Here is a 19,295-nt window from a genome sequence, read left to right as displayed (position 1 = left end):
CCATGCCCCGCCAACCTGTCCTGTTCGTCTCCCACGGCGCCCCCGACCTGCTGCTGCAGCCGGGTGCCACGGGCCGCCTCTGGCAGGCCCTGGGACTGGCCCTGCCGCGCCCCACGGCGATCCTGGCGGTATCAGCCCACTGGGGCAGCCGCCAGCCGCGCCTGGGAAGCACGACCCGGCCCGCCACCCTCCATGACTTCAACGGTTTTCCCGAGGCCCTCTACCGCTGCCAGTACCCGGCCCCCGGGGCTCCGGAACTGGCCGGACGGGCCGCGGCCCTGCTGACTGCGGCCGGCATCCCGGCGACCACAGACCCGGAGCGGGGCCTGGACCACGGGGCCTGGGTGCCCCTGAGCCTGCTCCACCCGGCAGCGGACATCCCGGTCTGCCAACTGGCCCTGCAGCCGGCCGCCGGCCCCGCCTGGCACCTGGAGCTGGGCCGGGCCCTGGCGCCGCTGCGGGAGGAAGGGGTGCTGATCCTGGCCTCCGGCGCCCTGACCCACAACTTCGGCTGGCTGTCCTGGTCGCCCACGGCCACCCCCTACGGGCCGGCGGAAGCCTTCGCCGACTGGGTCGGGGAACGCCTGGCCCGGAACGAAACCGCCGCCCTGCTCGATTACCGCCGCAGCGCCCCGCACGGGGCCGAAGCCCACCCCAGCGAGGAGCACCTGCATCCCCTGTTCGTGGCCCTGGGGGCCGGCGCTGACACGCCGCCCTGGCGCTTCAGCCCCGGGTTCAGCCACGGGGGCCTGGCCATGGACGCCTATCTCTGGGGCGCCGACGCCCTGGAATCCGACCATTTGAAGGAGTTTGCGCATGTCTGCTGAAACCCGCTACCGAGGCCCCGCCATCCTGGCTCACTGGCTCATGGCCGCCCTGATCCTGGCGCTGTTGCCCCTGGGCTTTTACATGCAGGGTCTGCCCTTGTCGCCGGCCAAGCTGCAGCTTTACGCCTGGCACAAGTGGGTGGGCATGACCGTGCTGCTGCTGGCCGTCCTGCGCCTGGCCTGGCGCCTGACCCACCGGCCGCCGCCGCCCCTGCCCGGCCCCGCCTGGCAGCTGCAGATCGCCGCCCTGACCCATGCCCTGCTTTACCTGCTCCTGTTCGCCGTGCCCCTGGCCGGCTGGCTGATGAGTTCGGCCAAGGGCTTTCCGGTGGTCTGGTTCGGCCTCTTGCCCCTGCCCGACCTGGTGGGCCGCGACGAGGCCCTGGGCCGGCTATTTCAGATCGCCCACCAGGGGCTGGCCTGGGGTATGGCCATCCTGGTGCTGCTGCACCTGGCCGCCGCCCTGAAACATCACTGGGTGGACCGGGACGGCACCCTGGCGCGCATGCTGCCCGGCCCCCGTCCCTGAGTTTGCCCCGCCCCTGCCCACCGTCCATCCTCTTTTCCGGAGAACATCATGATCCGTCCGCAACCTTACGCCCCGGCCCTGGTCTTTCTGGCAGGCCTGGCCCTGCTCGCCCCGACGGCCCAGGCCGTGGAATACAGCCAGGTCCAGCCGGCTGCCAGCAAGCTGGAATTCACCTTCAAGCAGATGGGGGTCCCCGTGCCCGGCCATTTCAAGCGTTTCGATGCCCGCCTGCGCTTTGACCCGGCCCGCCCCGAGCAGGCCAGCGCCAGCTTCAGCGTGGACCTGGCGAGCATAGACGCGGGCTCCCCGGAGGCCAATGCGGAAGTGGCCGGCAAGCAGTGGTTCGACCTGCCCCAGTTCGGCAGCGCCCGCTTCGTCTCTTCCCAGGTCCGCCCCCTGGGAGGGCAGCGCTACGAGGTACGCGGCACCCTGAACCTGAAGGGCCAGACCCGGGAGGTGGTCGCCACCTTCCAGGTCAAGGAAGAAGCCGGCCGGGCCGTGTTCACCGCCACCTTGCCCCTGAAGCGCCTGGAATTCGGCGTCGGCGCCGGCCCCTGGGGCGACACCAGCATCGTCGCCGACCAGGTGGATGTGCGCCTGCAACTGCTGGCCACTCCGGGCAAATGATCATCCCTCCCCAACCCCAACCCCAACCCCAATGGAGAAAACCATGAAAGCACCGCACCGCCAACTCGCCTTCCTCGCTCTGGGCGCCGCCCTGGCCGTTCCCGCCCTGGCCGCCCCGGAAACCTATGTGATCGACCCGACCCACAGCTACCCCCGCTTCTCCTACAGCCACTTCGGCTATTCAACCCAGCAGGGCACTTTCGGCAAGACCAGCGGCAAGATCGTCCTGGACCGGGCCGCCAAGAGCGGTAGCGTCGACGTGCAGATCGACATGAAGGCAGTAAACACCGGGCTGCCCCTGTTCGACGAGCACATCCAGGGCCCGGATTTCTTTGACACGGCCAACTTCCCCAGCGCCAGCTTCAAGTCGAGCAAACTGAACTGGAGCGGCGACAAGCTCGCCAGCGTGGACGGCCAGCTGACCCTGAAGGGGGTCACCCGGCCGGTCACCCTGGAAATCACCTCCTTCCAGTGCATGCCCCATCCGATGCTGAAGAAGGAAGCCTGCGGCGCCAACGCCACGGCCACCGTGAAACGCTCGGAGTTCAACGCCGGCAAGTACGCCCCCCACGTGAGCGACACGGTCACCCTCAACATCGCCGTGGAAGCCGTGCGGGAATAAATCCCGCCATCCCGGCCCCGCCCTGGCGGGGCCAGCCCTGCCAACCCACCGGAGCACCACCATGACCCCCTTGAACGACGCGGCCCTGGCTCAGCTGTTCACCGCCGCCCGCAGCCACAACGGCTTTCACCCCGATCCCATTCCCGGGGCCACCCTGGAGCAGCTCTACGACCTGCTGAAGTGGGGCCCCACCTCCATGAACTGCCAGCCGGCCCGGCTGGTGTTTGTCACCAGCCCCGAAGCCAAGGCCAGGCTGCAGCCGGCCCTGTCTCCGGGCAACGTGGCCAAGACCCTGGCGGCCCCGGTGACGGTGATCATCGCCCAGGACCGGCAGTTCTACGACCAACTGCCGGAGCAGTTCCCGGCCTACGACGCCCGCCCCCTGTTCGCCAGCAACCCGGAGCTGGCCGCCAGCACCGCCCTGCGCAACAGCAGCCTGCAGGGCGCCTACCTGATCCTCGCCGCCCGGGCCCTGGGGCTGGATTGCGGCCCCATGTCGGGCTTCGATGCGGCCGCCGTGGATGCGGCCTTTTTCCCCGACGGCCGGCATACGGTGAATTTCCTCTGCAATCTGGGCCGGGGGCAGCCGGAAAAACTCCACCCCCGGGGGCCCCGCCTGGATTTCGAGACCGCCTGCCGGATCTGCTGAACCTCCCGCCGGGCTTCCGGGGCCCTGCCGCAGGACCGCCCCGGAAGCCCCTCTTTCCCTATCCCGCCGGAGCGGGACATAAAACCGGGCAAGGCGGCCATCAGGAACACTTTTGTACAAATAACAGCTTCTTCGTTACCCTAGGGGCCGTCATCGACCTCCACCCCCCGGCCCATGAACCCCAGCACCCTCCAGATCGTTGGCGCGATCCTGTTCGCCGTCGCCATCATCCACACCTTCTCCACCAAGTTCTTCGAACACCTGGCCCATACCCGGCCTGCCCACGCGGGCCTCTGGCACCTGCTGGGCGAGGTGGAGGCCGTGTTCGGCTTCTGGGCCATCGTCCTGGTGGTCTTCATGGGTTTTGCCGTGGGCAAGGACGAGGCCGTGGGCTACCTGGACAGCCGCAACTACACGGAGCCCCTGTTCGTCTTCGCCATCATGGTGGTGGCAGCGAGCAAATCGATTCTCCAGTTCGCCTCCGGCCTGGTGCGCATGATCGCCAACTTCGTGCCCCTGCCCCGACCCGTGGCCATCTACTTCACCATCATGGCCGCGGTGCCCTTGCTGGGCTCCTTCATCACCGAGCCCGCCGCCATGACCCTGGCCGCCCTGATGCTGCGGGAGCTGTACTTCAGCAAGGGCATTTCCTCCAAGCTGATGTACGTCACCATCGGCACCCTGTTCGTGAACATCTCCATCGGCGGCACCCTGACCAGCTTCGCCGCGCCGCCGGTGCTGATGGTGGCCGCCACCTGGAACTGGGACAGCTGGTACATGCTCTCCCATTTCGGCTGGAAGAGCACCATCGCCGTGCTGATCAACGCCGCCACCGCCACCCTGATCTTCCAGAAGGAGCTGCGCCGCATCAGCATCAGCGCCCCCGCCAGCCAGGGCGACGTGCCCGCCCTGATGGTGGCCATCCACATCCTGCTGCTGTTCCTGATCGTGGTGTTCGCCCACCATCCCCCGGTCTTCCTCGGGGTATTCCTGCTGTTCATGGGCCTGGCCACCGCCTATCCGAAATTCCAGGAACGGCTGATCCTGCGCGAAGGTCTGATGGTGGCCTTCTTCCTGGCCGGCCTGGTGGTCCTGGGCGGGCAGCAGGCCTGGTGGCTGCAACCGATCCTGGTGCAGATGAACGCCACCACCGTCTATTTCGGCGCCACCGCCCTGACCGCCATCACCGACAACGCCGCCCTCACCTACCTGGGCTCCCTGGTGGAAGGCCTTTCCGAGGAATTCAAGTACGCCCTGGTGGCTGGGGCCGTCACCGGCGGCGGCCTGACCGTGATCGCCAACGCACCCAATCCGGCCGGCATGTCCATCCTGCGGGGGAATTTCGACGAGGGTTCAGTCAATCCCCTGGGCCTCTTGATCTCGGCCCTGCCACCTACCCTGGTGGCCATTCTGGCCTTCCAGTTGCTATGATCAGGGCCCTTTCCGGGCCATCCATGTAGACAACACGACAACACCCCGCCCGGCCCCTGGTCCGGCGGGGTCCTGTTTTGTATGAAAACCGACAAATTCCTCTTCCTTGCGGCTGCTTTGCCTGGGAATGCTCCTTGCTATCCAGGCTCGGTCCTTCTTCCCTTTTCCGTCCGAGAACAGCCATGAACCCCACGACAATACAAATGGTCGGCGCCGCGATCTTCGCCATCGCCATCCTGCATACCTTTTCCACCAAGTTCTTCGAGCACCTGGCCCATACCCGGCCCACCCATGCGGGCCTCTGGCACCTGCTGGCCGAGGTGGAAGCCGTGTTCGGCTTCTGGGCCATCGTCCTGATCCTGTTCATGGGCTTTGCCGCGGGCAAGGCAACAGCGGTGGAATACCTGGACACACGCAACTACACGGAGCCCCTGTTCGTCTTCGCCATCATGGTGGTGGCGGCCAGCAAGTCCGTCCTCCAGTTCGCCTCCGGCCTGGTGCGCATGATTGCCCGCTTCGTGCCCCTGCCCGCCAACGTGGCCTTCTACTTCACCGTGCTGGGGGTGGTGCCGCTGCTCGGCTCCTTCATCACCGAGCCGGCGGCCATGACCCTGGCCGCCCTGATCCTGCGCGACCGCTTCTACAGCAAGGGACTCTCCAGCAAGCTGATGTACGTCACCATCGGCACCCTGTTCGTCAATGTCTCCATCGGCGGCACCCTGACCAACTTCGCCGCCCCGCCGGTACTGATGGTGGCCAGCACCTGGGGCTGGGACAGCTGGCACATGCTCTCCCACTTCGGCTGGAAGTCGGCCCTGGCGGTGTTCGTCAACGCCGGCATCGCCACCCTGATCTTCCAGAAGGAACTGCGCCGCCTCCCGGCCGAAGCCCTGAGCGGCAAGGCCGAAGTACCCGCCCTGATGGTGGCCATCCACCTGTTCCTGCTCGGCCTGATCGTGACCTTCTCCCACCATCCCCCGGTGTTCCTGGGCATCTTCCTGCTGTTCATGGGCCTGGCCACCGCCTATCCCCAGTTCCAGGAACGCCTGATCCTACGTGAAGGCCTGATGGTGGCCTTCTTCCTGGCCGGCCTGGTGGTCCTGGGCGGCCAGCAATCCTGGTGGCTGCAGCCGATGCTGACCCAGATGAACGCCACCACCATCTATTTCGGCGCCACCGCCCTGACCGCCATCACCGACAACGCCGCCCTCACCTACCTGGGCTCCCTGGTGGAAGGCCTGTCCGAGGAATTCAAGTACGCCCTGGTCTCCGGCGCCGTCACCGGCGGCGGCCTGACCGTGATCGCCAATGCTCCCAACCCGGCCGGCATGTCCATCCTGCGCGGCCATTTCGACGAAGGCTCGGTCAATCCCCTGGGCCTGTTCGTGGCCGCCGTGCCCCCCACCCTGGTGGCGATCCTGGCCTTCCAGCTGCTCTGAGCCGACACAGGCCAACGCCCCGGCAGCACCCGTAAAAAAGCCCACTCCTTCCGGGGTGGGCTTTTTACTTGGCGCCGGGATTATCCAGGCTCAGATGCCGTCCAGGAGATCCGTGCTCAGGCCCACGCCCCCGGGCACCTGCAGGCCCATGTGCCGGTAGATGGCCGGGGTGGCCATGCGCCCGCGCAGGGTGCGCTGCAGGTAGCCCTGCTGAATCAGGTAGGGTTCCAGCACGTCCTCGATGGTGTCCCGGGATTCGCCGATGGCGGCCGCCAGGTTGTCCACCCCCACCGGACCGCCGCCGAACTTGTCGATGATGGCGGAGAGCAGCTTCCTGTCCATCAGGTCCAGGCCCACCGGGTCCACATCCAACATGGCCAGGGCCGCATCCGCCGTGCCCCGGGTGATGTGGCCGTTGGCTTTCACCTCGGCGTAGTCGCGCACCCGGCGCAGCAGCCGGTTGGCGATGCGGGGCGTGCCCCGGGAGCGGCGGGCGATTTCCAGGGCTCCTTCCGGGTCCATGGGGGCGTTCAGCAGGTGGGCCGAGCGGCTGACGATCTGCTGCAGCTCCGCCGGGGTGTAGAACTCCAGCCGGGCGACGATGCCGAAGCGGTCGCGCAGGGGATTGGTGAGCATCCCGGCCCGGGTGGTGGCGCCCACCAGGGTGAAGGGCGGCAGGTCCAGCTTCACCGAGCGGGCCGCCGGGCCCTCGCCGATCATGATGTCGATCTGGTAATCCTCCATGGCCGGGTAGAGGATTTCCTCCACCACCGGGCTCAAGCGGTGGATTTCGTCGATGAACAGGATGTCATGGGGTTCCAGGTTGGTGAGCAGGGCCGCCAGGTCCCCGGCCCGTTCCAGCACCGGGCCCGAAGTCTGGCGCAGGCTCACCCCCATTTCCTGGGCCAGGATGTGGGCGAGCGTCGTCTTGCCCAGGCCCGGGGGGCCGAAAAGCAGCACGTGGTCCAGGGACTCGCCCCGGTTCCGGGCTGCCTGGATGAAGATTTCCAGCTGCTCGCGGATCTTCTCCTGGCCCGTGTAATCGGCCAGGCGCTTCGGGCGCAGGGCCCGTTCCAGGGCTTCCTCCTGGGCCGACCTGGACTGGGGGGCGATGAGCCGCTCGGCCCCGGGGGCGGCGGCGAGATCGTCGGTTTCTATCATGGCTTCAGACCGCTTCTTCCGTTTCCGGCTGGCGCATCCAGCGCAGGAACAGCACGTGGGCCAGGGCCAGCAGGGTGGGGCCCAGGAAGATGCCGATGAAGCCGAAGGCCAGGATGCCCCCGAACACCCCCAGGGCAATCAGCAGGATGGGCAGGCTGGCGCTCCGGGAAATCAGGATGGGCTTGACGAAGTTGTCCACGCTGCTGATCACCAGCACCCCGTAGACGACCATGAAGATGGCCCAGCCGATCTCGCCCTGCTCGTACAGCCAGAAGGCGGCACCGCCCCAGAGCAGCGGCGGTCCCACGGGAATCATGGAGAGGAAGAAGGTGGCCATGGCCAGCAGGATGGCCCCGGGCACCCCGGCGATGAGAAAGCCCAGCAGGGCCACGATGGCCTGGGCCAGGGCAGTGCCGACGATGCCTATCATCACCCCGGTCACCGTGGCCCGGGACAGCTGCAGCATCTCCATGCCCAGCTCCCCCCCCAGGCGCCGGGCAGCACGGCCCAGCATTTCGGTGAGGGACTGGCCGTCCCGGTACAGGAAGAAGCCGATGAAGATCACCAGCACCAGCTGCAGGATGCCGTTACCCACCAGGCCGATGCTGGCCAGGGCCGCCTGGCGCGCCGGCTCGTAGGCCCGGCGTACCAGGTTCATGAGCTCGTCGCGGCTGTCCGCCAGCTGGTGCCAGTAATCGACGATCTGCTGCCCCACCAGGGGCAGGCGCACCAGCCATTCGGGAGGCTCGCCGATGCCGTCGTTGAGCCAGGGGCGGATCTTCTCCACCAGCATGTGCACCGCATCCCCCAGGCCGGCGGCCAGGAAGACGGTGGGCAGCACCATGCCCAGCATCAGGAGCAGGGTCATCAGGGAAGCCGCCAGGGTATCCCGCCCCCCGAGCCGGCGGTGCAGCCAGGCATAGGCGGGCCAGGTGGTGATGCAGACCACGGCGGCGAACAGCACCGCCGCCAGGAAGGGATAGACGACCAGCAGACAGCCCAGGATGAGCAGGGTGATCAGGCTGATCTGGGCCAGGCGTTTGGGATCGAAGATCATGGGCGGTCTCGCGGGGTGGGGTTCAGAACCGGGCCAGGGACTTGAGGGCCTGGCGAATGCCTTCGGAAGTGGACAGGCCCGGCGCCAGGGCCTTGATGGCGCCCTGGGCTTCCTTCTCGTTGTACCCCAGGGCCAGCAGGGCGTTGAGCACGTCGTCGTCGGGCGCCCCCGGGGCGCTGCCGGCCGCCAGGGGGGCGCCGCCCCCGACCTCGGGCAGCTTGCCCTTCAGTTCCAGCAGCAGCCGCTCGGCGGTTTTCTTGCCGATCCCGGGAACCTTGGTGAGCCGGCCCGCCTCCTGGCGCGCCACGGCGCTGGCCAGATCATCCACCGAGAGGCCGGACAGCACGGCCAGGGCGATGCGGGCCCCGACCCCGGAAATCTTCAGCAGCTGCCGGAAGGCGGCGCGCTCCCCGGCGCTGCCGAAACCGTAGAGGAAGTGCCCGTCCTCCCGCACCGCATGGTGGATCAACAGGGTCACCGGCTCGCCCAGGGGCGGCAGGTTGTAGAAGGTGCTCATGGGCACATCCACCTCGTAGCCGACGCCGCCCACGTCGATCAGCAGCTGGGGGGGATTTTTTTCGGCCAGGCGGCCACTAAGGCGTCCGATCATGGGGAGGGCGTCGCAAAAAAGAGGCCGGCGGCCAGGAGCAGGCCGCCCAGGTTGGCCGCCAGGATGGAGAGCTTGATGGCGGGCACCAGCAGGGCCGGATGACAGGCATGGGCCAGCAGTTGCCGGGCCGCATGGAAGGAAAACGGCAGGGCAAAGGCCCCCGCCGCCGCGTAGATGGGCAGCAGGCTGCGCCCCACCATGAACAGGATCAGCCCGTAGGCCAGGGTGGCCACGCCCAGGTAGCCCCAGCGGGCCTCCCCGGGCCCCAGGCGCACCACCAGGGTGCGCTTGCCGGCGCAGGCATCGGCCTTCAGGTCGGGGAATTGATTGATGTAAAGGATGTTGGCCACCAGCAGGGCGTAGGGCAGCCCGGCCAGCCAGGGCAGCAGGGCGACGCTGCCGCGCTGGACCAGGTCGGTGCCGACCACCACCAGCAGCCAGCCGGCCACGATGGCCAGTTCTCCCAACCCCCGGGACATGAGCTTGAAGGGCGGCGCCGAATAGGCCCAGCCCACCCCTAGGCCGGCCAGGCCGACCCAGAACAGCTCGGCGCTGGAAACCTGCATCAGCCAGAGGCCGGCGGGAATCACCGCCGCCAGCAGGGCATAACCGAACCAGGCGGCGCCGCGCAGGCTGAGGAGGCCGTTCTGGATGAAGCGGCTGCCGCCGGTGAAGGGAAAGACTCGCTCCTGGTTGGCGGCATCGGAGCCGTTCAAGGCATCGTAGTAGTCGTTGATCACATTCACCCCGGCGTGGGCCACCAGGGCGAAGAAGATGGTCACCAGGGCCTTGTCCAGCTGCAGCGGCAAGCCGCTGAAATGGGCCGTGGCCAGGCCGATCAGGCAGGCCACCAGGGTGACGCTGAGGAAGGCGGGCCGGGTCGCCGCCAGGTACTTGGCAACGGGATTGGAAAAGCTGTTCAGGGTAGGTTCGGCGCTCTGCATGGCATCATCCTATCAGGCGACCGTTACGGACGCGATAGGCGCCCTTGCCCAGCCCGGCCATGCCGCCCAGGCCCCCGTGGGCATGGCAGATGGCGCAGGCCAGGGCGTCGGCCGCATCGGCCGTCGGCGTGCCGCCCAGGTTGAGGAGCCGCACCACCATGTGCTGCACCTGTTCCTTGGCCGCCTTGCCGTGCCCCACCACCGCCTGCTTCACCTGCAGGGCCGTGTATTCCGCCACCGGCAGCCCGCCGTGCACCAGGGCCGACAGGGCGGCGCCCCGGGCCTGGCCCAGGAGCAGGGTGGATTGGGGATTGACGTTCACGAACACGATTTCCACCGCCGCCTCATCCGGCTGGTAGGTGGCGATCACCTCGCTGATGCCCTTGAACAGGGTGGCGATGCGCTGGGGCAGGCTGTCCTGCTCCTTGGACTTGATGCAGCCGCTGGCCACGTAGCTGAGCTGGTTGCCCGCCTTCTCGATCACCCCGAAGCCGGTCACCCGCAGCCCCGGATCTATGCCCAGGATCCGCGTCATGCCTGGCCCCGGGCCAGATACACCCCGGCCACCGCCAGCCCCATGCCCACCAGGGCCAGGACCCCCAGGGTCTCGCCGAACAGGGCCCAGGCAATCAAGGCCGTGGTGGGCGGCGTCAGGTAGAAGAGCCGGGCCACATGCACGGCGCTGCCCTGGCGGATCAGGATGTTGAGCAGGCTGATGGCGCCGATGGACAGCACCAGCACTAGCCAGAACAGGGCGAACAGGAATTCCCCGCTCCACTGGACCACCATGGTTTCCGTCGCCAGGGCCACCGGCAGGGTGAGCAGGGCCGCCGGGACGAACTGCAGCACCGCCCCGGTACGCAGGTCGAAACGGGCGCAGAAACGCTTCTGGTACAGGGTGCCGACGGTAATCCCGAGCAGGGCCACCAGGGCCGGCAGGAACTGGCTGGACAGGGCCCCCAGGCCATCCCCCAGCTTGTGGGATACCACCAGCCCCACCCCGACAAAGCCCAGGCCCAGGCCCAGCCACTGGCGCGGCACCACCTTTTCGCCGAGCAGACCGCCGGCAGCCAGGGCGGTAAGCAGGGGCTGCATGCCCACCACCAGGGCCGTCAGCCCGGCCGGCAGACCGTGCCGGATGGCCATGAACACCCCGGCCAGGTAAAAACCATGCACCAGCACCCCGGAGACACCGATATGCAGCCACTGGCGCGGCTCCCGGGGCCAGGGCGCCCGGGTCAGGCCGACGATCACCAGCATCAGGGTGACCACCAGGGCATAGCGGCAGAGCAGGAAGGTCAGAGGCTCCGCATAGGGCAGGCCGAACTTGGCCCCGACGAAGCCGGTGCTCCAGAGGAAGACGAACAGGAGGGGCAACAGGGCTTGCATTCAGCAGCTCCCGCCAGAAAAAACAAAGGCGGCGCCAAGCGCCGCCCTGCGGGGAGTCCTTGCGGACATCACTCGTCCATCACCGCAGTGGTGTAGATCTCCTGCACGTCGTCCAGGCCTTCCAGGGCGTCCAGGAGCTTCTGCATGCGCACCGCGTCGTCGCCGGCCAGTTCGCTTTCGCCTTCCGGCTTCATGGTCACCTCGGCAAACTCGGGCTTGAAGCCGGCGGCTTCCAGGGCGTCCTTGACGGCGATGAAGTCGGTGGGGGCGGTGATCACCTCGATGGAACCATCGTCATTGGTCGCCACATCCTCGGCGCCGGCTTCGATGGCCGCGTCCATCAGGGCGGCTTCGTCGGTGCCGGGGGCGAACAGCATCTGGCCGCAGTGCTTGAACTGGAAGGCCACGCAGCCGTCGGTGCCCATGTTGCCGCCGTACTTGTTGAAGGCGTGGCGCACTTCGGCCACGGTGCGGGTCTTGTTGTCGGTGAGGCAATCCACCATCACCGCAGCACCGCCGATACCGTAACCCTCGTAGCGGACCTCCACGTAATCGACACCTTCCAGTTCCCCGGTGCCCTTCTTGATGGCGGTGTCGATCTTGTCCTTGGGCATGTTCACGCCCTTGGCCTTGTCCACCGCGACGCGCAGGCGCGGGTTGAAGCTGATGTCGCCGCCGCCCATCTTGGCGGCCACGGTGATTTCCTTGGCAATCTTGGAGAAGGCGGCGCCGCGCTTCTCGTCCTGGCGACCTTTACGGTGCTGGATATTGGCCCATTTACTGTGTCCGGCCATGGTGGTTCCCTGGTTGAATTAAACAAAGAAAGCGGGATTTTACCCGCCGCCGGGCTTCTCGTCAGGCCATCGTGGGGCCGCCGGGGAGCGTCCCGGGTGCGCTTGTTGCTTGAGCCCCGCCTTTTTCCCCTGCGGAATTCCCTCCACCATGAGAAAACCCACCCTGTACCAAAGCCTGAAGGCCAAGAAGCGCAGCCAGCAACTGGTGATCGGCGTGACCTGGTACACCCCGGAAACCTGGGCCCAGGTCAAGGCCACGGCCACCGATCCGGAGTGCTTCGAAGACAGCTTCGAGAAGTGGAAAGCCATGGCCGTGGCGGCCCGGCGCAATTTCCAGCGCTCCGGCGTGATGGCCCTGGAGTGCCAGATCGACCCGGAACAGTTCGCCGCCTGGTGCGCAACCCACCAGCAGGAAAACAATTCCACCGCCCGGGGGGAGTACGTCTCGGAAGTCCTGAGCGCGGTGCACAACCCGCCGGCCTGAGGCCCCGGCCTGTCGCGAAACCGACAGAGGGAAACGCCACGACCCATCTTCCGTACAACCGGGGTTGGTAGAATCCCCGGCATTCCTTATTCCCGAAGAGACGCCCATGACCGCTCCCCTCGTCGTCGCCAGGCACCAGGACCTGGACATCGCCCTGCTGCCCGCCCTGGCCAACCGCCACGGCCTGATCACCGGCGCCACCGGCACCGGCAAGACCATCACCCTGCAGGTGCTGGCCGAGCGCTTCGCCAACATCGGCGTGCCCGTGTTCATGGCCGACGTGAAGGGGGACCTGTCGGGTCTGGGCGCCCCGGGCCGGCCCTCCCCCAAGCTGGAGGAACGGCTCAAATCCCTGGGGGTGGAAGACTGGCAGCCCAAAGCCTGCACCACGGTGTTCTGGGATGTGTTCGGCACGAGCGGCCATCCGGTGCGGGCCACCATCTCGGACATGGGCCCGATCCTGCTGGCCCGGCTCCTCAACCTGAACGACACCCAGGCCGGCGTCCTGCAACTGGTGTTCAAGATCGCCGACGACCAGGGCCTGCTGCTCCTGGACCTGAAGGACCTGCGCGCCATGGTCCAGCACGTGGGCGAGAACGCCAAGGATTTCACCACCGAATACGGTAACGTTTCGGCCGCCTCCATCGGCGCCATCCAGCGCAACCTGCTGACCCTGGAGGAACAGGGCGGCGACCTGTTTTTCGGCGAGCCCATGCTCGACATCAACGACCTGATGCAGACCGACGCGGACGGGCGCGGCGTCATCAACGTGCTGGCGGCGGAAAAGTTGATGCAGTCCTCCCGGCTTTACTCCACCTTCCTGCTCTGGATGCTCTCGGAGCTGTTCGAGCAGCTGCCGGAAGCCGGGGACCTGGAGAAGCCCAAGCTGGTGTTCTTCTTCGACGAGGCCCACCTGCTCTTCAACGAGGCGCCGGCGGCGCTCCTGGAGAAGATCGAGCAGGTGGTGCGGCTGATCCGCTCCAAGGGGGTAGGCGTCTACTTCGTCAGCCAGAACCCCCTGGACGTGCCCGACACGGTGCTGGGCCAGCTCGGCAACCGGGTCCAGCACGCCCTGCGTGCCTTCACCCCCCGGGATCAAAAGGCGGTCAAGACCGCCGCCGAAACCCTGCGCGCCAACCCGGCCTTCGACGCGGCCACGGCCATCACCGAGCTGGGGGTGGGCGAGGCCCTGGTTTCCTTCCTGGATGAAAAGGGCCGGCCCACCATGGTGGAACGGGCCTTCATCCTGCCGCCTGCCTCCCGCATCGGGCCCCTGGACGCGGCCGAACGCGCAGCCGCCATCAAGGGCTCCCTGCTCTACGGCCATTACGAACAGGCCCTGGACCGGGAATCCGCCTACGAAAAGCTCAAGGGCCAGGCCGCCGCCGCAGCCCCGACCTCGACCCAGAGCAAGCAGCAAACGCCCCAGGCCCCCGCCGACCCGGACAAGCCGGGCGGCATGCTCGATGGCCTGGGCGACCTGTTCGGCGGCGGCAGCCCCGCCTCCGGCTCCCGGCGCAGCAGCAGCCGGGAAGGCGTGGTGGAGGCCCTGGCCAAATCCGCCGCCCGGGCCATAGGCTCCCAGGTGGGCCGGGAAATCATCCGCGGGGTGCTGGGCTCCATCCTAGGCGGCAGCTCCCGGCGTCGCTGAGCGCGGCGGGCGGGCGCTGCCCCGCCGCCGCCAGGGCCGTCAGCAGCTCCCGGGCGAAGCCCGAGAGGGCGGCCTCGTCCCGGACGCAGAGCTGCAGGTCCCGGCGGGCCCAGGGCTCGTCCAGCTCCACCAGCCCCGGCGGTTCCCGCAGACTGAGGCCGGCCAGGGCCGAGCGGGGCACCAGGCCGATGCCCACCCCGGCCCCCACCATGCGGCACACGGCGTCGAAACTGCGCACCTGGATGCGCACGTCCAGGGGCCGCCCCAGGGTGGCTGCCGCCTGCAGGGTGAAGCGGTGGATGGCTGAGCCCGCGTGCAGCATCACGAAGGGATAGTCCAGGGTCTCGGCGAAGCGGACCCCGGCCCGCACCGCCAGGGCATGGGCGGCGGGCACCACCAGCACCAGCCGGTCCTGCCGGTAGGGCAGCAGCCGCACCCCGGCTTCCAGCACCGATTCCCCCGGGGACTCGGCCACCACCCCCAGTTCCACTTCCCCCTTGGCCACCGCCTGGACGATGTCCGGACTGGTGTGTTCTTCCAGGCTGACGCTGACCTGGGGATGGGCGCGCAGGAATTCCGCTAGGTCGTCGGGCAGGAAGGTGTGGGTGGCATGGGTGTTGGCCCATAGGCTGACTTGGCCCCGCACGCCCCGGGCGAAGGGGGCCAGTTCCGCGTGCATCTGTTCGAGCCGGGCGAACACCTGGCGGGCGTGCCGCAGCAGGGCCTGACCCGCCGGGGTGGGGCTGAGCCCCCGGGCCCGGCGCTCGAACAGGGATGTGCCCAGGCTTTCCTCCAGCAGCTTGAGCCGGTGGCTGGCCGAGGATGGTGCCAGATGCACCCGCTCTGCGGCACGGGTCAGGTTGCCCGCTTCGGCAATGGCGACAAACAGGCTCAGGTCGGTGAGGTCGTAACGCAGGGACATGGGAGGTTTCGTTTCTGACGAACGCAGGAGTGGCATCTTAGCAATTGTGGCGGGCTTGCGCCCCAGGCCTAATGGGCGCCTCTGCACAATGGAGCCGTCCATGGGCCAGCCCAACCCCGCCGCCGAACGTTTCGGCATCCTGCTCGCCCTCCTGGCCGCCCTGGGTTTTTCCCTCAAGGCCATCTTCGTCAAGCTGGCCTATGCCTGGCCCGTGAGCGCCGTCACCCTGCTCGCCATCCGCATGCTGCTCTCCCTGCCGGTGTTCGCCTGGGTGGGCTGGCATTCCAGCAAGGCGGCGCCGCCCCTCACCCGGCGCGATTGGCTGATCCTCACCGGCCTGGGTCTGGCCGGCTATTACGGGGCCAGCATCCTGGATTTCCTCGGGCTCCAGTACATCACCGCAGCCCTGGAGCGGCTGATCCTGTACACCTACCCGACCCTGACGGTGCTGATCGCCGTGCTGGTGTTCAAGCGCCCCCTGCAGCGGCGGGAGCTGGGGGCCATCCTGCTCTCCTACGCCGGCATCGGCTTGGCCTTCGCCCACGACCTGGATCTGGCCGCCGAAGGGCATGCGGTCTGGCTGGGCGCGGGACTGGTGTTCGCCTCCAGCCTCACCTACGCGGTGTATCTGAGCGGCAGCGGCCCCATGATCGCCCGCCTGGGCAGCGCCCGCTTCACCGCCCTGTGCATGCTGGTGTCCACCACCGGCACCCTGGCCCATTTCGCCCTGAGCCAGCCCCTGGAGGCCCTGATCCTGCCCTGGCAGGTCTATGGTCTGGGCGCGGCCATGGCGGTGTTTTCCACCATCCTGCCGGTGTTCATGCAGTCGGCGGCGATCCGCCGCATCGGCGCCTCCCGCTCGGTGCTGATCGGCACCATCGGCCCCATGGCCACCATCTTCTTCGGCTGGTGGTGGCTGGGGGAAACCCTGTCCCTGCACCAGATGCTGGGCGCCGGCCTGGTGCTGGCCGGGGTGCTGCTGGTGAGCCTGAAGCGATAGTTCACAAATTTCTGTCTTGACAGAAATTTGTGAACATCTATAGTCACGCCATGGAACTCACACCTGTCACCGAACGCTTCATCCTCCACTGGGGGGAAATGGGGGCCCGCTGGGGCGTCAATCGCACCGTGGCCCAGATTCACGCCCTGCTCTACCTGGCCGAGCAGCCCATGGCCGCGGACGAGATCGTGGACACCCTGTCGGTGGCCCGCTCCAACGTCAGCAACAGCCTCAAGGAGCTGCTCTCCTGGAAGCTGGTGCGGGTGGTGCATGTGCTGGGGGACCGGCGCGACCATTTCGAGACGTCCAAGGATGTCTGGGAACTGTTCAAGCTGATCGTCGAGGGCAGGAAGCAGCGGGAGGTGGAGCCCACCCTGGCGGTGCTGGGCGAATGCCTGGCCAGCCCGGAGCTGGACAAGGAGAGTCCCGGAGTCCGCAAGCGCATCGAGGAGACCCGGGAGTTCATCCGGGTGCTCACGGTGTGGGCCGACGAAATGCTGCGCCAGGACCCGGAGACCCTGATGAAGGTGCTCAAGATGGGCGCGAAGATTCGTAATCTGGTGCGGGGCGAATAGCCCGGCACTCCCGGCGGGGCGGCCTTGCCGCCCTTTTTTGGCAGCAGTTATTTCTGTTTTTACTGAAATTACAGATAGAAAGGACGGAACATGGACACCCAGGCCTATCCCATGGAATTCCTCTACGACGGGGAATGCGCCATCTGCCGCTTCGACGTGGCCCATCTGCGGCGCCACGACCGGCACGGCCGCCTGCGCTTCATCGACATCAGCGGCGCCGATTTCGACCCCACTCCCTACGGCCGCAGCAAGGCGGAACTGCTGGCCCGCATCACCGCCCGACGGGCTGACGGCCGCATCGTCGAGGGGCCGGAAGTGTTCCGCCTGGCCCTGGCCGCCAACGGCCTGGGCTGGCTGGTGGCCCCGACCCGCTGGCCCGGACTCGCCTGCATCACGGAAGCGTCCTATCGCTGCTTCGCCCGCCACCGGGTGCAGTTGTCGCGCCGCTTCGGGGGCATCTTCGCCCGCCTCACCCCGGTCTGCGACGGGGACGTCTGCCAACGCCCGGGGAGCGGATCATGAAAGCCTCCCTGCTGCTCCTGGCCCTGACCCTGCCGCCCCTGGCCGGCTTCCTGGTGGCCCGCTACCTGAACCCCACCCTGGAGCGCCTGCTCACGGAGCTGTGCGGCAGCGTCGAACGGGCCGGAATCTGGGTGCGCCTGGTGCAGCTGTTCCTGATGCTCGGGCCCACGGCCCTGGCCCTGATGCGGGCCGATGGCTGGCGCTCCCTGGCGGACGGGCTGGATACCCTGCACGCCATGGCCAGCATCACCGTCAATGGTCTGCTGATCGTGCTCACGGTGGTGGCCTGGGTGCTCTGGCGCCAAATTCCCAAGGACCGGGAGGAAAGATCATGAACATCCTGCTCTGCGGCGCCGACGGCATGCTCGGCCGCCACCTGGGCCGGCAACTGGAGGCGGCCGGTCACCGGGTGGTGCGCGGCGTGCATAGACCTCGCCTGCCCGGGGACCTGGCCCTGGATTACCGCTGCGACCTGAGTCCGGAAGCCTGGCTGCCCCGCCTGGCGAGCATCGACGCGGTGATCAACGCCGTGGGCATCCTGCGCGAGACCCGGGCCGGGGATTACCTGCGCATCCATCACCAGGCACCGGCGGCTCTGTTCGCCGCCTGCGCCCGGGCCGGCATCACCCGGGTGGTGCAGATTTCCGCCCTGGGCCAGGGAGATGCAGCCGGCCTGCCCCCCTACCTGGCCAGCAAGCGGGCCGCCGACGCCGCCTTGATCGCGGCCCTGCCCCAGGGCGCCACGGTGCTGCGCCCGGGCCTGGTGTTCGCCCCGGACGGGGCCTCCAGCCGCTTCTTCCTGGCCCTGGCCAGCCTGCCGCTGCTGGCCCTGCCCGGGGGCGCCGGCCCGGTGCAGCCGGTGCATGTGGATGATCTGGCCGCCGCGGTGCTCGCCTGCCTGGAACAGCCCCCCGGCCCCACCCGGGTGCTGGAACTGCCCGGCCCCCGGGCCCTGAGTTACCGGGACTGGCTGCAGACCTACCGGCGCCTGCAGGGACTCGCCAGCGCCCCCTGCCTGCCCCTGCCCGCATGGCTGATGCCCCTGGCGGCCCGGGTGGCGGGGTTCTTTCCCGGCTCCCTGCTCTCTGCCGACAGCTGGCGCATGCTCGCCGCCGGCAACCTGGGGGACCCGGCCCCGGCCACCGCCCTGCTGGGCCGGCCCCTGCGGGACCCGGAAGCCTTTGCCCCGGCCGCCGCCGCGCCCCAGCTGCTGCAGCAATCCCTGGCCTGCTGGCGGCCCCTGCTGCTGCGCGGCGTGCTGGCGGCCATCTGGCTCAGCACCGCCCTGTTGTCCGCCGGGCTCTACCCGCTCCAGGACAGCCTCGCCCTGCTCGCCCCCTTCGGCCTCCAGGGCAGCCTGGCCCTGGCCGTGCTGGGGAGCGCCACCCTGCTCGATGCCGGGCTGGGCCTCCTGACCCTGCTGCGCCCCGGACGGCGCCTGTGGTGGGCACAGCTGGCCCTGGTGGGCGCCTACACGATCCTCATTGCCTGGCAGCTGCCGGCATTCCTGCTGCACCCCTTCGGCCCCATCCTGAAGAACCTGGCGGTGGCGGCCCTGCTCGTTCAACTACTCGCCGAGGAGCAAAGACCATGAACACCTATCTGATCATCAAGTGGCTGCACATCCTGTCTTCCGTCGCCATGGTGGGCACCGGCTTCGGCACCGCCTTCTACCTGTTCTTCTGCAACCGCAGCCGCAACGTGGAGGCCATCGCCGAGGTCAGCCGCCTGGTGGTGCGGGCCGATACCTGGTTCACCACCCCGGCGGTGATCTTCCAGCCCCTCTCGGGCCTGTGGCTGATGCAGCAGGGGGGCTGGAACCTGGGCACCGGCTGGGTGCTGACTTCCATTGCCCTGTTCCTGCTGGCCGGCGCCTGCTGGCTGCCGGTGGTCTGGCTGCAACTGCGCCTGCGGGACATGGCCCTGGTGGCCCGCCAGGACGGCCAGCCCCTGCCCGAACGTTACTGGCGCTATGCGCGCTTCTGGGAGTGGCTGGGCTACCCGGCTTTCTTTGCCATGGCCGTGGTGTTCTACCTGATGGTGAACAAGCCCTTCTGAGCAA

At 68.1% G+C, this 19,295-nt stretch carries 23 protein-coding genes; 15 read left to right on the top strand and 8 right to left on the bottom strand.

Annotated features, from left to right (window positions below; all coding sequences use genetic code 11):
* The first annotated feature begins 2 nt into the window (after nucleotides 1-2).
* The 7 genes from G474_RS0109855 (at nucleotide 3) to G474_RS0109825 (ending at nucleotide 6,124) form a co-directional block, all read left to right on the top strand.
* Nucleotides 3-827 (top strand): DODA-type extradiol aromatic ring-opening family dioxygenase, encoded by an 825-nt coding sequence (locus G474_RS0109855; protein WP_026686827.1) that lies wholly within the window; start codon nucleotides 3-5, stop codon nucleotides 825-827.
* Nucleotides 817-1,356 carry a cytochrome b gene (locus G474_RS0109850; RefSeq protein ID WP_026686826.1) on the top strand — a complete coding sequence of 180 codons (540 nt, stop codon included), beginning with the start codon at nucleotides 817-819 and terminating at the stop codon, nucleotides 1,354-1,356. Before G474_RS0109855 ends, G474_RS0109850 begins: the two co-directional genes overlap by 11 nt.
* A gap of 48 nt (nucleotides 1,357-1,404) precedes the next feature.
* Nucleotides 1,405-1,983 carry a YceI family protein gene (locus G474_RS0109845; RefSeq protein ID WP_026686825.1) on the top strand — a complete coding sequence of 193 codons (579 nt, stop codon included), beginning with the start codon at nucleotides 1,405-1,407 and terminating at the stop codon, nucleotides 1,981-1,983.
* Between the two features lie 43 nt (nucleotides 1,984-2,026).
* Nucleotides 2,027-2,605, top strand: a complete 579-nt coding sequence (locus G474_RS0109840; protein WP_026686824.1) for a YceI family protein — start codon at nucleotides 2,027-2,029, stop codon at nucleotides 2,603-2,605.
* A gap of 61 nt (nucleotides 2,606-2,666) precedes the next feature.
* Nucleotides 2,667-3,254 (top strand): malonic semialdehyde reductase, encoded by a 588-nt coding sequence (locus tag G474_RS0109835; RefSeq protein ID WP_026686823.1) that lies wholly within the window; start codon nucleotides 2,667-2,669, stop codon nucleotides 3,252-3,254.
* Between the two features lie 174 nt (nucleotides 3,255-3,428).
* Nucleotides 3,429-4,685 carry a putative Na+/H+ antiporter gene (locus G474_RS0109830; protein WP_026686822.1) on the top strand — a complete coding sequence of 419 codons (1,257 nt, stop codon included), beginning with the start codon at nucleotides 3,429-3,431 and terminating at the stop codon, nucleotides 4,683-4,685.
* A gap of 182 nt (nucleotides 4,686-4,867) precedes the next feature.
* The gene (locus G474_RS0109825) at nucleotides 4,868-6,124 is read left to right on the top strand and encodes a putative Na+/H+ antiporter (protein WP_026686821.1); all 1,257 of its coding nucleotides are present in this window, start codon (nucleotides 4,868-4,870) and stop codon (nucleotides 6,122-6,124) included.
* Nucleotides 6,125-6,214: 90 nt separating this feature from the next.
* On the opposite strand, the gene ruvB is transcribed toward G474_RS0109825, so the two are convergent.
* The 7 genes from ruvB to G474_RS0109790 form a co-directional block, all read right to left on the bottom strand.
* Complete coding sequence (gene ruvB, locus G474_RS0109820) at nucleotides 6,215-7,285, bottom strand: Holliday junction branch migration DNA helicase RuvB (RefSeq protein WP_026686820.1); 1,071 nt, start codon at nucleotides 7,283-7,285, stop codon at nucleotides 6,215-6,217.
* Between the two features lie 4 nt (nucleotides 7,286-7,289).
* Nucleotides 7,290-8,342: an AI-2E family transporter gene (locus G474_RS0109815; protein ID WP_156919221.1), complete on the bottom strand. Its 1,053-nt coding sequence runs from the start codon at nucleotides 8,340-8,342 to the stop codon at nucleotides 7,290-7,292.
* A 22-nt stretch (nucleotides 8,343-8,364) separates the two neighbouring features.
* Nucleotides 8,365-8,952: a Holliday junction branch migration protein RuvA gene (gene ruvA / locus G474_RS0109810; protein WP_026686818.1), complete on the bottom strand. Its 588-nt coding sequence runs from the start codon at nucleotides 8,950-8,952 to the stop codon at nucleotides 8,365-8,367.
* A complete protein-coding gene (locus G474_RS0109805) occupies nucleotides 8,949-9,896 on the bottom strand; it encodes a prenyltransferase (RefSeq protein ID WP_026686817.1) in 948 nt (315 codons plus the stop codon). The genes ruvA and G474_RS0109805 overlap by 4 nt, the downstream gene beginning before the upstream one ends.
* Before the next feature lie 4 nt (nucleotides 9,897-9,900).
* Nucleotides 9,901-10,431, bottom strand: coding sequence for a crossover junction endodeoxyribonuclease RuvC (gene ruvC, locus G474_RS0109800; protein ID WP_026686816.1), 531 nt, complete (start codon nucleotides 10,429-10,431; stop codon nucleotides 9,901-9,903).
* Complete coding sequence (locus tag G474_RS0109795; RefSeq protein WP_026686815.1) at nucleotides 10,428-11,285, bottom strand: DMT family transporter; 858 nt, start codon at nucleotides 11,283-11,285, stop codon at nucleotides 10,428-10,430. The genes ruvC and G474_RS0109795 overlap by 4 nt, the downstream gene beginning before the upstream one ends.
* A 68-nt stretch (nucleotides 11,286-11,353) precedes the next feature.
* Nucleotides 11,354-12,079, bottom strand: a complete 726-nt coding sequence (locus tag G474_RS0109790) for a YebC/PmpR family DNA-binding transcriptional regulator (RefSeq protein ID WP_026686814.1) — start codon at nucleotides 12,077-12,079, stop codon at nucleotides 11,354-11,356.
* Nucleotides 12,080-12,227: 148 nt separating this feature from the next.
* On the opposite strand from G474_RS0109790, the gene G474_RS0109785 reads away from it, so the two are divergent.
* Both G474_RS0109785 and G474_RS0109780 read left to right on the top strand, forming a co-directional pair.
* On the top strand, nucleotides 12,228-12,563 hold the full coding sequence (locus tag G474_RS0109785) for a hypothetical protein (RefSeq protein ID WP_051282200.1): 336 nt from the start codon (nucleotides 12,228-12,230) through the stop codon (nucleotides 12,561-12,563).
* Nucleotides 12,564-12,669: 106 nt separating this feature from the next.
* Complete coding sequence (locus tag G474_RS0109780) at nucleotides 12,670-14,214, top strand: helicase HerA-like C-terminal domain-containing protein (RefSeq protein ID WP_026686812.1); 1,545 nt, start codon at nucleotides 12,670-12,672, stop codon at nucleotides 14,212-14,214.
* Here the strand turns inward: G474_RS0109780 and G474_RS20355 are convergent.
* Entirely contained in the window at nucleotides 14,162-15,136 is a 975-nt protein-coding gene (locus G474_RS20355; protein ID WP_051282199.1) for a LysR family transcriptional regulator, read from the bottom strand. The genes G474_RS0109780 and G474_RS20355 overlap by 53 nt on opposite strands.
* A 100-nt stretch (nucleotides 15,137-15,236) precedes the next feature.
* Here G474_RS20355 and G474_RS0109770 point away from each other — a divergent pair, with 100 nt between their 5' ends.
* The 6 genes from G474_RS0109770 to G474_RS0109745 all read left to right on the top strand — a co-directional run bounded on the left by G474_RS0109770 (nucleotide 15,237) and on the right by G474_RS0109745 (nucleotide 19,291).
* The gene (locus G474_RS0109770; RefSeq protein ID WP_026686811.1) at nucleotides 15,237-16,136 is read left to right on the top strand and encodes a DMT family transporter; all 900 of its coding nucleotides are present in this window, start codon (nucleotides 15,237-15,239) and stop codon (nucleotides 16,134-16,136) included.
* A gap of 50 nt (nucleotides 16,137-16,186) precedes the next feature.
* Nucleotides 16,187-16,711 carry a GbsR/MarR family transcriptional regulator gene (locus G474_RS0109765; RefSeq protein ID WP_026686810.1) on the top strand — a complete coding sequence of 175 codons (525 nt, stop codon included), beginning with the start codon at nucleotides 16,187-16,189 and terminating at the stop codon, nucleotides 16,709-16,711.
* A 90-nt stretch (nucleotides 16,712-16,801) separates the two neighbouring features.
* Entirely contained in the window at nucleotides 16,802-17,233 is a 432-nt protein-coding gene (locus G474_RS0109760) for a thiol-disulfide oxidoreductase DCC family protein (protein WP_026686809.1), read from the top strand.
* Entirely contained in the window at nucleotides 17,230-17,568 is a 339-nt protein-coding gene (locus G474_RS0109755) for a hypothetical protein (RefSeq protein ID WP_026686808.1), read from the top strand. Before G474_RS0109760 ends, G474_RS0109755 begins: the two co-directional genes overlap by 4 nt.
* Nucleotides 17,565-18,827 (top strand): SDR family oxidoreductase, encoded by a 1,263-nt coding sequence (locus tag G474_RS0109750; protein ID WP_026686807.1) that lies wholly within the window; start codon nucleotides 17,565-17,567, stop codon nucleotides 18,825-18,827. Before G474_RS0109755 ends, G474_RS0109750 begins: the two co-directional genes overlap by 4 nt.
* Nucleotides 18,824-19,291 carry a DUF2269 family protein gene (locus G474_RS0109745; protein WP_026686806.1) on the top strand — a complete coding sequence of 156 codons (468 nt, stop codon included), beginning with the start codon at nucleotides 18,824-18,826 and terminating at the stop codon, nucleotides 19,289-19,291. Before G474_RS0109750 ends, G474_RS0109745 begins: the two co-directional genes overlap by 4 nt.
* The last annotated feature ends 4 nt before the right edge of the window (nucleotides 19,292-19,295 follow it).

Source organism: Azovibrio restrictus DSM 23866 (assembly GCF_000429665.1).
Taxonomy (GTDB): domain Bacteria; phylum Pseudomonadota; class Gammaproteobacteria; order Burkholderiales; family Rhodocyclaceae; genus Azovibrio; species Azovibrio restrictus.
This window is presented reverse-complemented; position numbering and strand designations above follow the sequence as displayed.

Excerpts from the sequence above, each read along its gene's own strand:
- G474_RS0109815 (WP_156919221.1), bottom strand. The coding sequence starts at position 8,342 with ATGATCTTCGATCCCAAACGCCTGGCCCAGATCAGCCTGATCACCCTG.
- ruvB (WP_026686820.1), bottom strand. The coding sequence starts at position 7,285 with ATGATAGAAACCGACGATCTCGCCGCCGCCCCCGGGGCCGAGCGGCTC.
- G474_RS20355 (WP_051282199.1), bottom strand. The coding sequence starts at position 15,136 with ATGTCCCTGCGTTACGACCTCACCGACCTGAGCCTGTTTGTCGCCATT.
- ruvC (WP_026686816.1), bottom strand. The coding sequence starts at position 10,431 with ATGACGCGGATCCTGGGCATAGATCCGGGGCTGCGGGTGACCGGCTTC.
- G474_RS0109755 (WP_026686808.1), top strand. The coding sequence starts at position 17,230 with ATGAAAGCCTCCCTGCTGCTCCTGGCCCTGACCCTGCCGCCCCTGGCC.
- G474_RS0109745 (WP_026686806.1), top strand. The coding sequence starts at position 18,824 with ATGAACACCTATCTGATCATCAAGTGGCTGCACATCCTGTCTTCCGTC.
- G474_RS0109770 (WP_026686811.1), top strand. The coding sequence starts at position 15,237 with ATGGGCCAGCCCAACCCCGCCGCCGAACGTTTCGGCATCCTGCTCGCC.
- G474_RS0109850 (WP_026686826.1), top strand. The coding sequence starts at position 817 with ATGTCTGCTGAAACCCGCTACCGAGGCCCCGCCATCCTGGCTCACTGG.
- G474_RS0109790 (WP_026686814.1), bottom strand. The coding sequence starts at position 12,079 with ATGGCCGGACACAGTAAATGGGCCAATATCCAGCACCGTAAAGGTCGC.
- G474_RS0109825 (WP_026686821.1), top strand. The coding sequence starts at position 4,868 with ATGAACCCCACGACAATACAAATGGTCGGCGCCGCGATCTTCGCCATC.
- G474_RS0109780 (WP_026686812.1), top strand. The coding sequence starts at position 12,670 with ATGACCGCTCCCCTCGTCGTCGCCAGGCACCAGGACCTGGACATCGCC.
- ruvA (WP_026686818.1), bottom strand. The coding sequence starts at position 8,952 with ATGATCGGACGCCTTAGTGGCCGCCTGGCCGAAAAAAATCCCCCCCAG.
- G474_RS0109845 (WP_026686825.1), top strand. The coding sequence starts at position 1,405 with ATGATCCGTCCGCAACCTTACGCCCCGGCCCTGGTCTTTCTGGCAGGC.
- G474_RS0109795 (WP_026686815.1), bottom strand. The coding sequence starts at position 11,285 with ATGCAAGCCCTGTTGCCCCTCCTGTTCGTCTTCCTCTGGAGCACCGGC.
- G474_RS0109830 (WP_026686822.1), top strand. The coding sequence starts at position 3,429 with ATGAACCCCAGCACCCTCCAGATCGTTGGCGCGATCCTGTTCGCCGTC.
- G474_RS0109785 (WP_051282200.1), top strand. The coding sequence starts at position 12,228 with ATGAGAAAACCCACCCTGTACCAAAGCCTGAAGGCCAAGAAGCGCAGC.
- G474_RS0109805 (WP_026686817.1), bottom strand. The coding sequence starts at position 9,896 with ATGCAGAGCGCCGAACCTACCCTGAACAGCTTTTCCAATCCCGTTGCC.
- G474_RS0109835 (WP_026686823.1), top strand. The coding sequence starts at position 2,667 with ATGACCCCCTTGAACGACGCGGCCCTGGCTCAGCTGTTCACCGCCGCC.
- G474_RS0109750 (WP_026686807.1), top strand. The coding sequence starts at position 17,565 with ATGAACATCCTGCTCTGCGGCGCCGACGGCATGCTCGGCCGCCACCTG.
- G474_RS0109765 (WP_026686810.1), top strand. The coding sequence starts at position 16,187 with ATGGAACTCACACCTGTCACCGAACGCTTCATCCTCCACTGGGGGGAA.
- G474_RS0109855 (WP_026686827.1), top strand. The coding sequence starts at position 3 with ATGCCCCGCCAACCTGTCCTGTTCGTCTCCCACGGCGCCCCCGACCTG.
- G474_RS0109840 (WP_026686824.1), top strand. The coding sequence starts at position 2,027 with ATGAAAGCACCGCACCGCCAACTCGCCTTCCTCGCTCTGGGCGCCGCC.
- G474_RS0109760 (WP_026686809.1), top strand. The coding sequence starts at position 16,802 with ATGGACACCCAGGCCTATCCCATGGAATTCCTCTACGACGGGGAATGC.